The organism is Chryseobacterium sp. SIMBA_028, from assembly GCF_046535285.1.
Taxonomy (GTDB): Bacteria; Bacteroidota; Bacteroidia; order Flavobacteriales; family Weeksellaceae; genus Chryseobacterium.
Genome location: NZ_JAWRWZ010000009.1, coordinates 236,866 through 249,930 on the forward strand (window position 1 = coordinate 236,866; position 13,065 = coordinate 249,930).

A 13,065-nucleotide genomic window follows, 5' to 3' on the forward strand; every position below is an offset into this window, starting at 1 on the left:
AAATTTTGCTGATTTGGTTTCTACAAGTTAGCGAAAAAATATGACCTATTGATTTTCGAATTCTTCAAACGGGATTTTTAGTTGAACTGAGATTTGTTTTTTTTCCTCCGTATTAAGGTGAGAGAGAGATAATCCGAGCAGGCGGACAGCTTTATCGTAGGGACGAAGTTCCCATAATTTTTTTCCAGTGTTGAAATATTGTTCAGGAGATGTAAAATAACTTTCCCGGGTTATACTTCTCGTAAAAAGAGAAAAATCCTTATACTTGATTTTTAAAGTTAAGGTTCTTCCCAGAATATTATTTTTTTGTAATCTTTGGTGAAGCTCCTGGCTAAGGCTTTCCAGCTTTTCATTGATCTGTTGTTCATCAAAAAGATCCTCAAAAAAAGTTCTTTCCACAGCTACGCTTTTCTGGATCCGATGAGGCTTTACCTCCGAAGTATGAATACCGCGTACCACATTGTAATAATGCATCCCGGATTTCCCGAAGAGCCTTACCAAGTCTTCCAACGATCTTTTCTTTAAGTCCTTTCCTTTGTAGATTCCTAAACTAAACATTTTATTAGCTGTAACCTTTCCAACCCCATAAAATTTTTCAACAGGTAATTCCTCCAGAAAACCTTCTACCTTATCAGGATGGATGGTTTTTTGGCCATTGGGTTTATTGATATCCGATGCTACTTTTGCCAGAAATTTATTTACAGAAATTCCTGCAGAAGCAGTTAAACCGGTTTCTTCAAATATTTTCTGACGAATTTCTCGAGCGATGAGGTTGGCAGATTCTATTCCCTTTTTATTTTCGGTAACGTCCAGATAGGCTTCATCTAGGGATAATGGTTCTACCAGATCAGTGTATTCATGGAATATTTCACGAATTTTTTTTGAAATTTCCTTATATCGGGCAAAGCGGGGCGGTACAAATATAAGATCTGGGCATCTTTCCTTTGCTGTTTTGCTGGGCATTGCAGAGCGAACACCATACTTTCTGGCTTCATAGCTTGCTGCTGCTACTACGCCTCGGTGCTGCCCACCCACCGCAATGGGTTTCCCTTTTAGTGTCGGGTTGTCATGCTGCTCCACGGAAGCATAGAATGCATCCATATCTACGTGAATAATTTTACGAAGCGGCAAAGAAAAATCCATATCACAAAGATATGGATTCCTTTATTTACGGTAAATTATTCGTTAAGATTTCAATCTCATTGTAAGGAGTAATGGTTCAAACCCGGCTTTTTCATAGGCTTTTATTGCGGAATCATTTTGAGCATAAACATCAAGCCTTACTTCTGAAATATTTCTGGATTTTGCCCAGTTTACCAATTCATCAGTAATCAGCTTATTGATTCCTTTTCCTCTGTATTCGGGTTTTACAAACATAAATCCCAGATAAGCATAGCTTTTAAAATTATTGTAGTCTTTATCAGACTTTTTAATCAGGGCATAACCTGATGCCACAATTTTATTATTATCCTCTACAACAATTAATGTTGCATCTGGTGATTGTATGAATTCATTCAGGTCATAATAATGAATTTCTCCATCAATAAATGTACTGTTAAAAGGTCTTTCTGCAGAAACTATTCCCTGCTCAAACTCTAAAAGAATTTCTAAATCCTCCTTCGTTGCTTCTCTTGTAATCATGGTATAAAAAATAGATGAAATTATTTTAAAAGATTATTTATGGTCTGTTGAATCTCCGGATCTTCTGGAGAAATTGCATAGTATTTTGCAATAGATGATTTCTGATCAATAATCATATATCTTGGAATCCAGTTCAGGTCAATATAATTGTTGAAATCATTTTTCCATCCTGATGCAAACCAGTAATTATCCTTATCTTTCATATTGAATCTTGCAAGGCTCTTATCAAATCCCTCTTTAGATCTTTCCAGTGATAGAAACACAAAATCAACATTTGGATTATTTTTTTCCAGTATTTCAGCTTTTGGAAGAGCCTGCAAACAATCTCTACACCATCCAGCCCAGAAATCAATTACCAAAACTTTTCCTTTATGTTGATCAAGAATCTGTTGGATAGTAATTGTTTTTCCATCCTCATCTTCCAGTTTCTGCTTCAGTGCTTCCTTGGAAAATCCGGTTTTAAGAGCAGTAGGAATCTTTTGTGAATAGCTTAATCCAAATATTCCTACCATAAAAATTAATAACAACTTTTTCATTTCTTACAATTTCATTTCTACAAATCTAAACAATGAATTGCAATCTGAGATTGATTTTTCATGAATTAGGAAAAATTTATAAAATTGAAAATTTCTATGAAAAGATAATGAGTGTTTGCTGGAGATAAAACTATGCCATCAAATATTTGATTTGATACCCATTCCAGAGGAGAGGTATATTATGTTTTTAACTATAGTACTCGTAAAAATCGGAGGTTTTTGGGGACACTTAAGTGTTAAAAAAAACAGTTCTATTGGTAGTTCTTAACTAACCCTTTCACTACCGTAATAACATTCGGCATAGCTTTGTTTGCTGCATTTAAAACTTCTTCGTGAGAAACAGCAAAAGCTATATCCGGTCCGCCAAGATCGGTAATAACAGACATACAAAATACATCCATTCCCATATGTTTGGCAACAATAACCTCAGGAACGGTGCTCATTCCTACCATATCGCCCCCAATGGCTTTGATCATTCCATATTCTGCAGGAGTTTCAAAAGTGGGGCCCTGTAATGCAACGTAGATCCCCTGGTGGATTTTAATATTATTTTCTAAGGCTGCCTTTTCGGCTACGGCAATCATTTTTTTGTTGTAAGGCTCACTCATATCCACAAATCGTGGTCCAAGTTCATCAATATTTTTCCCTTGAAGCGGATGCTCAGGCATCATATTGATATGATCTTTTACTATAACAACATCTGCAATGCTATAATTAGGATTTACTCCTCCACAGGCATTGGATAGAATTAAATTTTGAATTCCTAATAGATGGAAAACCCTTACAGGAAATGTTACCGTTTCCATGGAATGACCTTCATAATAGTGAAAACGGCCACTCATCATCAGTACTTTTTTCCCCTCCAGTATTCCGTAGATAAGCTTACCGGTATGGCCGGCAACGGTAGTTTGTGGAAAGTTGGGGATGTCTTTGTACTCTAAAACATGAATTGGTTCTACTTCATTCTGCAGTTTTCCAAGTCCGGATCCTAAAACAACAGCAAAATCAGGTGTTTCCTGAATGATATTTTTGATAAAATCAGCTGTCTCATTAATTTTTTCTAACATAATCTAAGATGATTTGATTGAATTCTTCCTTTTTATCAATAATGACATTGATAGGCCAGTAGTAAACAATATCTCTAAGATAGTCAAAAGTTTTCAGACGGACATAATCTTTCTCTGTGGTTAATATCAGTTTATATTCTCCTAATTTTTTATACTCAGCAAGAATTTTTTTAATATCATCATCCGTGAAATTGTGATGATCCCTAAACTTTAAATGTTTAACCCTTTTTGAAAATTTAGCTAAATGTTCTAAAAGAGGTTTAGGATTGGCAATTCCTGTGATCAGTAGAATATCATAATAATTCAGGTTATTGTCCGGAAGCATTTTATCTTTTCCGTAAACATTTTCGTCATAACCAATGGATGAAAAGAATACTTTTTGATTATAAGACGGTCTGATCCTTGAAATATAATACCTTTTAGTTTCCTCTGTAAGTTCATCAGGACATTTGCTGACCATGATAATGTTTGCTCTGTTTGCTCCCGCTCTGGATTCTCTAAGGTCTCCGGCAGGAAGCAGGTAATCCTTGAAGAAAGGATCATTAAAGTCAGTCATCAAAATATTGAAACCTGCTTTAATGGCTCTGTGTTGTAGGGCATCATCCAATACCAATACCTCTAGATCCATATCGTCAATTACCTTTTTGGCACCAGGAACACGTTCTTCTGATACGGCAATAACAAAACGGTTTTTGAAACGCTCAAAAAGCTGCATGGCTTCATCACCCACCACTTTATAATTACTGTCATAATTGGTAACCTCGTACCCTTTACTCAGCCTTCCGTAGCCCCGTGAAAGGACTCCGGTTCTGTAGTGTTTGGATAAATATTGGGCAAGATACATCACCATTGGTGACTTACCGCTTCCGCCCACAGAGAGGTTTCCGACATTGATTATCGGCGTCTTGAATTTTGTCGACTTAAAAATTCCCCAATCATACATTGTGTTTCGGATACCCGTTACCAAATGATAACCAAGGGAAAAAGGATAAAGGTACCATCTTTTCATACGATTGCAAAAATAGGAATTTTCATAGGGATTTGGTATAATATTCTCAAAGACTTTTCAACAAATATTTCGTTAAATTAAAGTATTTTTGTGGAGTTATTATAATACATTGAGATACTTTATTGAATTTTCTTACAACGGAAAGAATTATTTCGGCTATCAGATACAGCCGGACGCCATTTCTGTACAGGAAGAACTGGAAAAAGCACTTTCCACAATTTTAAGGGAAGGGATTAAAACTACGGGTGCCGGAAGAACCGATACAGGGGTTCACGCTAAAAAAATATTTGCTCACTTTGATACAGAACATGAGTTGAGTGATGAATTTCCTCGCAGACTGAACGGTTTTCTTCCTCCTGATATTTCCATCCACAGGATCTTTAAGGTGAAAGATGATTTTCATGCCCGTTTTGATGCTACATACAGAACCTATGAATATTATATTTCACTGGAAAAAAATCCATTTACCCAGGAATCAGCGTGGCAGCATTGGAAAAGATCATTGGATGTCGGGAAAATGAATGAGGCCTGTAAAATTTTATTCGAGTATGAAGATTTTACAAGCTTTGCAAAATTAAAAACAGACAACAAGACGAACATCTGCAAAATGTATAAGGCACATTGGGAACAGGAGGGAACAGAACTGAAGTTCACCGTTTCTGCCAATCGTTTTCTGAGAAATATGGTGCGTGCTATTGTGGGAACCATGGTGGAAGTGGGGACCGGAAAACTGAAGCCTGAGGATATGCGTAGGGTCATTGAAGACAAAAACCGTAATGCAGCAGGAACTTCAGCACCAGCCCACGGACTCTATTTAGTAGATGTAGGCTACGAATTTTAAAAAACTAAAAAACAAAATAATAATCATGTTATCAATTTTTATCCTTATCGGTGCCTACCGATATTATGCCCAGCTGGCTGAAAGGTTTGGGAAAACAAAGTGGCATTTTGGCCTTTTGGCCATAGGAATTTACCTTGGGTCTCAAATCTTTTTAGCATTTAGTTTCGGGATGTATCTAACTATAACCAACCCGGAATCTTTGAATAATGTAAACTATACAGGTTTTTCAGCGGTTAATATTGTCGGCTGGCTGATTTCCATCGCTTTAGTTTGGGGAGTTCATCAGTTTCTTGAGCAAAAATTTAAAAGAGAAAATATTCAAAAACCATCTATTGAAATAGAAAAAATAGGTGAAATTTCCGAACACCAGTAAATTGATAGATATACATGAAACGTCAGGAGACGGAAGATATTCATTTTGTAAATGATAGGTATCTGAAATTTTCTATAACGATTTGCAAAAGTTCTAAAGGCTGGCAATTTAGAAAGTCTTATTTTTGCATAGAATTTTAATTCTTTTCTTCGATTCGTACAATGAAAAAACAAGATACCTGGGGAATTGTAAAAAGGCTGTTCTTTATCGGAATGAAATTTCGTTCTTGGTTCATCCTTACTTTAATAATTTCCGTAATACTTTCAATTGTTTCTACTTACAGACCATACCTTACCATGGAAGTGGTGGATAATGACATCACAAAGCTGCAGGATAAGGCTTTAATGATGAAGCATATCTATATCCTGGTGGGATTGGTTTTTGCCGAAACCGTTTTAAACTTTTTTTTAGTTTATTTTTCAAACTTTATCTCACAGAATGTAATCAGGGATATCAGGGAGAGATTGTACTCTAAATTGATTTATTTCAAAACATCTTTCTTTGATAAAACTCCTATCGGGCAATTGGTTACCCGTGCCGTAGGTGATGTAGAAACCATTGCAACGGTTTATACCGACGGTTTCCTGATGGTTTTTGGAGATATCCTGAGAATTGTGTTTGTATTGGTGATGATGTTCAGTACCAATGTTCACCTGAGTTATATTACGTTGGCAATTTTACCTTTAATGGTAATTATCACAAGATTCTTCCAAAAGAGGCTGAAAAAAGCATTTGGAGATGAACGAAACTGGACGGCTACACAGAATTCATTCGTACAGGAAAGGCTGGCGGGAATGTCAATCATTCAGGTTTTCAACAGACAGGAATCAGAATTCAAGAAATTTGATGATATTAATATTACCCTGAAGGGAGCTTTGTTGAGAACCGTTTTCATTTTCTCATTATTCTTTCCGGTAGTAGAACTTATTTCTTCTCTGTTCATCGGATTTATTCTTTTTTATGGAGGCTATATTACAATCAGTGCCGGTGTGGTGATTGCATTTATTCAGTACATTTCAATGCTAATCCGTCCTTTAAGACAGATTGCAGACCGTTTCAACAATATCCAGAGAGGTATTGTAGGAGCAGAAAGAGTACTGGGATTAATGGATGAAGAAATTTCGATGCCGAATACAGGAACTGTGAAAAAAGATCACTTTGCTGGTAAAATAGAATTCCAGAAAGTACATTTTGCCTATGATGAAAAGCAGGAAGTATTGAAAGGGATTGATTTTAAAGTAAATCCGGGAGAAACCGTAGCAATTGTAGGCGCCACCGGTGCCGGGAAATCTACCATTATCAGCTTGATTACTCGACTTTATGATATTAATTCCGGAAATATTCTCATAGATGATGTGAATTTAAAAGATTATGAATTGTACAATCTGAGAAGTCATATCGGTGTGGTATTGCAGGATGTTTTCCTTTTCCACGGAAGTATTTTTGAAAATCTTTCCTTTGGAGACGATAGCATCACGTTGGATAAAATAAAAGCAGGTGCTAAGGAAATTGAAGTAGATCAGTTTATAGAACAACTTCCGGGTGGCTATGATTATGTGGTAAGTGAAAGAGGTTCATCAATCTCTTTAGGCCAAAGACAATTATTATCTTTCCTTAGAGCTTATTTATCCGATCCGAAAATTTTAATTCTGGATGAAGCAACTTCATCTATTGACCATGAAAGTGAGAAGCTGATTCAAAGAGCTACGGAAAAAATCACCAAAAACAGAACATCAATCATTATTGCGCACAGGCTTTCGACGATTGAAAAAGCAGATAAGATTATTGTAATGGAGCATGGGAAAATCGTAGAAGAAGGAAAACACTTGGAACTTTTAGATAAGAACGGTTATTATTCTACATTGTATAAGGCTCAGCTGCGCCATGAGGTGGAAGTAGAGGTGGAGAAAGAATCATAATCTAATAAGATAGTATTCCAGGCAATAAAGATAAGACTTGGATTAAAATAATAAAAAAAGAGAGCAAAATGCTCTCTTTTTTATGGGTAAAGTTGTTAGAATTTTAATTTCTGAGTAATTGTTTTCCCGTCTTTTAAAATAATAGCAACCGTTAAGATTGTATTTTTCTGATCAATCGGGACTCTCAATTCTGAAGTATTGATATCGGTCTTATGAGTAAGTAGTCTTCCTGAGGCATCGTAGATATGTAATGTTGAGATTTTAGAATCGCTTTTTACATATACTGAACTTTCATCTTTAGTAATGAATGAATTCTCTTTTTGTAAACCATTGTGTACAGATAATGAAGTCTGGGGCTCAATAATTACAGAATAATCCTCTACCTGTCCATACTTTGGAGTGTAGCAGGCAGTAATGGCTGTTCCGTTATAATCTCCGATCACTCTCATTCTTAAAGGAGTATTGGTTACAGCTCCGGATGGAGGAGTGACAGAAGCTGTTGCAAATGCTCCATTGCTTATCCCTCCCTGATTAAGTATCAATTCTGTAGATTCATTAAACTGGCCATCATTATTATAATCAATGTATGCTTTTATAGTATGCGGGTTACTGGTTCCCGGAGCTACAGTAATTGTAGTTGCTGTATTTTGGGGAATCGTTGTTTTGCTTATTCCAAAACAGTAGCTGCCTGTAAAGTTTTCATAAAAATTATTGGAAGCCTGTTTATAATTATTGGAAGAATTATTGATACTGCCAAATTTTACTGTGGTAATACCAATGTTAAATCCTCCCGGATTGGTTATGGTTGTTGGTGCACATGCATTTGTAAGAGATACATTGTTATTGATTGCTGTTGCTGAGGCTACAGGAGAGTTAATCAAAGATTGTCTGTACTGAAGAAGCTGCGCTGTCGCTCTGTCTGCTTGTCCCTGTGTGAATAAATCTCTGAAACAATATGTGTAAGCCATCACGTTTTTTTCTCCACCTGCATAGGTCTGGCTGGTACATGGATTGATTTGTCCTACCTGGCAGTTCTGAGGAACAGAAGAGTGATATAGGCTTTTCATTGGCTCAGTATCACAAACAAAATCTCCATCCAGCGTACAGTCATTGTTTACAGGGCAGGCTCCTGTGCTTGTATTATATCCTTCATGGGTATGTCTGAGTCCCAAGGCATGTCCAAATTCATGGGCAAGGGTCTGGGCATTGACAGATGAAGCAGAGGTAGACATAAAAGAATAATCATTGCTTCCTCCCGGATAGTAGGCATAGCCGTTCAGTCCTCCTGAATTGGAGGTTAGCTTTTTGACCACATAAATATTATAGTATTTGCTGGTATCCCATAATCCCAAGGCCGTAATATCTGTTGCGGGTACCGCATTGGTTGTATTGTCATCATTTACCCCTCCGCTTACATATTTTGGAAGATGAGATGCATTAATTCTGTTGATTCCATTGGTGGCATTACAACTGGGGTTTATTTTGGCAAAAACAAATTTTATAGGTAGAATAGAGGTTGTAGAAGACATTCCACTGGATGCGCTTCCTGCAAAAACCCCGTTGGTATAATTAACCCATGCAATAATATCTGCGTCAGATTTATTATTAACGGTTCCTATAGCACTTCCATCACTTACAACGTGTACAACAATCGGAATTTCATACACCTGATTTTGATTAAGTCTTGAGGCCAGTTTTCCGCTTTTGATCATTTTGGATAATTCTACATTAAAAGCATCATCCTGAGCTTTCTGTTCCGGGAACCTGGCATAATGTTTTTTCATTAATTCATCAGTTCCACATACCTCAAATTCTACATTCTGTGAATAAAGATTTGATGACAAAGCGCCTGCAATGCAAAGAAATAATAGTTTTTTCATAGTTTTTATATTGAATGTTTTTTGTTTATTAAAGATAATTCAAAAATACTATAAAACAACTAATGCTTCTTAAGGCTGCAAAAAATAAAATTTTGAGTGGTTCCGAAAGGAGTTGTATGATCTTCAGTAATGCAGTTTATTTTCTCAAATCCTCCTTCAAATTTTTCAGTCAGTGATATTTCATCATACTGCTGAATATCCAGTCCGCTGCACTTTGCAGGCCCGTTTTTAGAAAATGTTCCTAAAACCATAAAACCTGTTATATTTTTTTGTGCAAGAGTTACATATTTTGAAACCTGTTCAGGAGTCGTCAGAAAATGAAAGGCAGCCCTGTCATGCCAGATGTCGTAGGTTTCTGTAGGATCAAATGTGGTGATATCTGTAGCAATCCATTTTATTTTATGAGCTAAACTTCCTAATCTGTCCTTTGCTTTTTCCAATGCCTTCACGGAAATATCCAGGACAGTGATGTGTTCATAACCCTCTTCAAGCAGGTAATCAACCAGATTGCTGTCTCCACCGCCAATATCTATGATTTTTGCCTCTTTACCCAATCCAAAAGAACGGATGAATTCAAGAGAAGTGTTAGGCTTTTCCTGAGTCCAGCTTACCTGATCAGGATTTTTGGTTTCATATACATTTTCCCAGTGCTTTTTATTTTCGGAAGAGCTTATCATTCTTTTAACTGATTATTGATTTCTTCAAATTTATCAATTAATCCATCAATTTTTACCTGTTGTTTCCTTATTGTTTTCGGTCTCAGATAAAACCAATTGATTCCGATCCAGATAAACGTTAATCCATAGGCCAGTATTCCGTAAATCAATGTCATTCTTGAGGTATACTCATACATGTACAAACAGATTCCTAGAAACAGCATGATGAAATATAAGTTGAGCATGGTGGTCTGCATAAATTTCTGCTTATTTTTCACCAGATAAAGATTTTGAAGATAATCACTGTTGGATTGGGTATCGTCAATCTTGTAAAAGATCATGAATAGTTTATTATAGGCAAATAAGAAAATAACCATTGCCAGAATAACAAGTACAATTCCTATTTTGGTTGTAGCCAGTTGAGGTTGATAACGATACCAGATGAAAGCTATACTCAAGGATGTTGCAATCAGTAAGAGGTTGGTTAGAATGAGTTTACGCAGATTCTCATTCTTGAATTTTTTCAGTTTACTCAGAAGCTCTTCCACATTGGGCTTGTTGGAAGTTTGTTGCTTCCATATATTTTTGAAATCTATATTAGTAGCCATTTTCTTTAAACTTTTGCGTTAATTTTTCTTTTATCCTGTGAATCTTTACCCGTATATTGGATTCCGAGAGCCCTATAATATTTGCTATTTCGGCTTGTTTTACCTCTTCCAGCTCCAGAGAGATGATAATTCTGTCCGTTTCCTGCAGTTCAGAAATAAACTGATAAAGCATTTGTATCTGGGGTTCCATTGATTCCTGTTTTTTCTCTTCCAGATTGATGGGAAGATCTGTTTTGGTGAATCTTTTTTCCTTTTCAATCTGCCGGAGGCAGTTGTTGGAAGCAATTCTGAAGATCCATGTTCCAACACTGGATTCATTCCTGAATTTCGAAAGCTGCTGCCATACAATGATAAAGGTTTCCTGGGCTAGATCCTGAGCCAGTTCAGTATCATTTACATATCCCATACACAAACGGAATATTTTCTGCCAGTAGAGTTCGTATATCTCTTCAAATACCATTATTTTGCGGATAAGAAATTATTTAACTGGTTAAAATACCATTCCTTGTCATCATACATAATGAAATGTAATCCTTTTGTGGAATATTGAAGATTGGCATTTTTAAGATTTTTATACTGCGCTTCAATGGATGGCTTCATAGAAAGAAAATAAGACTCAAGCAGAATAAGAGAAGGACATTGGATATTTTTAATTTTTTCTCTAAGGTCTGTATTAGAGAAGTCACAGAACATTTTAGCAAAGGTCTTTCTATCAGACTTCATGCTCCAGTCAACCACCGTGTTTTGCATAGAAGTATCTGCGAGAAGACGTGGAATAGAATGAATCTGCATTTTTTTGAATTGTTCATCCGGCATTGCTGTAAAGGTACTCATCATTGCCGAGCAGTCATTATTTTCCTTGGAAGTAAAAGCAGGGTTGGAAATAGCGGCCAGGCAAGGTAGAGTATCTACAATAATAATTTTACCTACAAGCTCCGGATAATCTGCTGCAATAGCCAGAGCAAGGCCACCACCCATACTGTGTCCAATAATAACAGGTTTTTGAATTTTATGATCCTTTATATAAGCAGCAATTCCTTTTTCCCAGTCTTTAAAGGTAGGGTCTGCCTCGGGTTTTACTCCTGCAAATCCTGCCATCGTGAAAGTATAACAAGTGAAGTCTTTCTCAAATTTAGCCGTTGTTTCATTCCATACCTCTCCTGAAGAGGCAAATCCAGGAATAAATAGTAAAGACTGTTTTCCTTTTCCGGTTTTCTTTACTTCAAATGGATACGTTTTTTCCTGACCAAAAACACTGCCTACTGCAGCAAAAAATAACATGATAATAAGAAGGAACGTGAATTTTTTCATGATTTCTAAGGTTTTAAAGTTTATTTGTCTTTTAGAGACGGGTCTTCAAAAAATGTTACACTAAAATTTATTTTTTTTCAAAAAAATATTTATGCTTCTTAGAAACCCTTATTGTTAGGGCAAAATCATATGAAATTTATTTTAATGGATACAATGATATAAGAAACTGAAGATTATTAATCTAATATTCTTCCGTAGAATCTACTGATATCAAAATAGAATCCCGGGATTTTATATTTACCTTTTTCAAATTCCTGATAATCACATTTGCCGGTATGGCTTTGTGCTTGGGTTTCCATTTGAAACCTGTTTAAAAGGACATACTCATCCGTAACAGAAATGACATGAAAGCCTGTTTCACATTTCATTCCATCACCGGAAGTAAGAATGGCGTTTAATAATCCATGGAAATTTCCGGCAATTTTCTCTGCTGTGGCATCATCATTATTTAAATGATATAAATAAGCAAGATAGTTCATTGCCCGTAGATCCAGTGGATTTTCCTCCAAAACATCCAGAAAAAGCTGAATTCCTTTGGACAGATCTTTTTGTGAAATACCCTCCCCTCGATAATACTTGGCAACCTCTTCCGTTTTCTTACCCATTTTATAGGGCTGATATTCTTTTTGAAAAGTATAACCGAAGTAAAGATGGCGGTATTGATTGCTTGTAAGAAGGGGATCGTTCTGTTGTAATTGCTTTAAAAGTTTCGGATAATAGTATTCAGAATTTTTATCCTCAATATTTTTTTGAATCAATAAATAATCTGGTGCCTTAAATTCTACTTTTTGGGCATGAAAGAAAGAAAGAAGAAATAAAAAGAATAAAGAGAAAAATGCTTTAATATTCATGGTTTGTATAACGATGTTACAATTTTTCGATGAGTTAAAAATACGGAATATGTATTAATCAAATAATATTGACTGACTATTTGTAAAAAAAATAATAAAATATTGTCAAAGTGTTACTTTGTGTTAATAAATTTACTAACTTTATTCGGAATTTGAGACACTACCCCTAGTGTTGGGAGGGTGCCCAATGTGAATAGTAGTTTTTTAATTAAATCCCAAAATATAAATGAGTAGTAGCATCCAAGATGAATTTAAAGTCTTTAAAGACGAATTGAAGAAGTTGAATATCGAAGTACATAAATTTACTAACTTTATTCGGAATTTGAGACACTACCCCTAGTGTTGGGAGGGTGCCCAATGTGAATAGTAGTTT

14 protein-coding genes are annotated in these 13,065 nt (G+C 35.8%); 3 read left to right on the plus strand and 11 right to left on the minus strand.

What is annotated here, in order from left to right:
• Positions 1-45: 45 nt before the first annotated feature.
• The 5 genes from dinB to lpxK form a co-directional block, all read right to left on the minus strand.
• The gene (dinB, locus tag SCA31_RS14005; RefSeq protein ID WP_410697588.1) at positions 46-1,143 is read right to left on the minus strand and encodes a DNA polymerase IV; all 1,098 of its coding nucleotides are present in this window, start codon (positions 1,141-1,143) and stop codon (positions 46-48) included.
• Between the two features lie 42 nt (positions 1,144-1,185).
• Entirely contained in the window at positions 1,186-1,641 is a 456-nt protein-coding gene (locus SCA31_RS14010; RefSeq protein WP_410697589.1) for a GNAT family N-acetyltransferase, read from the minus strand.
• A gap of 20 nt (positions 1,642-1,661) precedes the next feature.
• On the minus strand, positions 1,662-2,177 hold the full coding sequence (locus tag SCA31_RS14015; RefSeq protein ID WP_410697590.1) for a TlpA family protein disulfide reductase: 516 nt from the start codon (positions 2,175-2,177) through the stop codon (positions 1,662-1,664).
• 251 nt (positions 2,178-2,428) lie between these two features.
• Positions 2,429-3,244 (minus strand): purine-nucleoside phosphorylase, encoded by an 816-nt coding sequence (locus SCA31_RS14020; protein ID WP_410697591.1) that lies wholly within the window; start codon positions 3,242-3,244, stop codon positions 2,429-2,431.
• Positions 3,228-4,253, minus strand: a complete 1,026-nt coding sequence (gene lpxK / locus SCA31_RS14025) for a tetraacyldisaccharide 4'-kinase (RefSeq protein ID WP_109622210.1) — start codon at positions 4,251-4,253, stop codon at positions 3,228-3,230. The genes SCA31_RS14020 and lpxK overlap by 17 nt, the downstream gene beginning before the upstream one ends.
• Before the next feature lie 109 nt (positions 4,254-4,362).
• Here lpxK and truA point away from each other — a divergent pair, with 109 nt between their 5' ends.
• The 3 genes from truA (at position 4,363) to SCA31_RS14040 (ending at position 7,386) form a co-directional block, all read left to right on the plus strand.
• Complete coding sequence (truA, locus tag SCA31_RS14030; protein WP_410697592.1) at positions 4,363-5,094, plus strand: tRNA pseudouridine(38-40) synthase TruA; 732 nt, start codon at positions 4,363-4,365, stop codon at positions 5,092-5,094.
• Positions 5,095-5,119: 25 nt separating this feature from the next.
• Positions 5,120-5,467, plus strand: a complete 348-nt coding sequence (locus SCA31_RS14035; protein WP_410697593.1) for a hypothetical protein — start codon at positions 5,120-5,122, stop codon at positions 5,465-5,467.
• 161 nt (positions 5,468-5,628) lie between these two features.
• Positions 5,629-7,386 (plus strand): ABC transporter ATP-binding protein, encoded by a 1,758-nt coding sequence (locus SCA31_RS14040; RefSeq protein WP_410697594.1) that lies wholly within the window; start codon positions 5,629-5,631, stop codon positions 7,384-7,386.
• A gap of 95 nt (positions 7,387-7,481) precedes the next feature.
• On the opposite strand, the gene SCA31_RS14045 is transcribed toward SCA31_RS14040, so the two are convergent.
• The 6 genes from SCA31_RS14045 to SCA31_RS14070 all read right to left on the minus strand — a co-directional run bounded on the left by SCA31_RS14045 (position 7,482) and on the right by SCA31_RS14070 (position 12,692).
• Positions 7,482-9,266 (minus strand): GEVED domain-containing protein, encoded by a 1,785-nt coding sequence (locus SCA31_RS14045; protein ID WP_410697595.1) that lies wholly within the window; start codon positions 9,264-9,266, stop codon positions 7,482-7,484.
• Between the two features lie 59 nt (positions 9,267-9,325).
• Positions 9,326-9,943 carry a class I SAM-dependent methyltransferase gene (locus SCA31_RS14050; RefSeq protein WP_410697596.1) on the minus strand — a complete coding sequence of 206 codons (618 nt, stop codon included), beginning with the start codon at positions 9,941-9,943 and terminating at the stop codon, positions 9,326-9,328.
• Positions 9,940-10,530 carry a hypothetical protein gene (locus tag SCA31_RS14055; RefSeq protein WP_410697597.1) on the minus strand — a complete coding sequence of 197 codons (591 nt, stop codon included), beginning with the start codon at positions 10,528-10,530 and terminating at the stop codon, positions 9,940-9,942. Before SCA31_RS14055 ends, SCA31_RS14050 begins: the two co-directional genes overlap by 4 nt.
• Entirely contained in the window at positions 10,520-10,990 is a 471-nt protein-coding gene (locus SCA31_RS14060) for an RNA polymerase sigma factor (RefSeq protein WP_410697598.1), read from the minus strand. The genes SCA31_RS14055 and SCA31_RS14060 overlap by 11 nt, the downstream gene beginning before the upstream one ends.
• Positions 10,990-11,841 carry an alpha/beta fold hydrolase gene (locus SCA31_RS14065; RefSeq protein ID WP_410697599.1) on the minus strand — a complete coding sequence of 284 codons (852 nt, stop codon included), beginning with the start codon at positions 11,839-11,841 and terminating at the stop codon, positions 10,990-10,992. The genes SCA31_RS14060 and SCA31_RS14065 overlap by 1 nt, the downstream gene beginning before the upstream one ends.
• Positions 11,842-12,017: 176 nt before the next feature.
• Positions 12,018-12,692 (minus strand): DUF4919 domain-containing protein, encoded by a 675-nt coding sequence (locus SCA31_RS14070; protein WP_410697600.1) that lies wholly within the window; start codon positions 12,690-12,692, stop codon positions 12,018-12,020.
• Between the last annotated feature and the right edge of the window lie 373 nt (positions 12,693-13,065).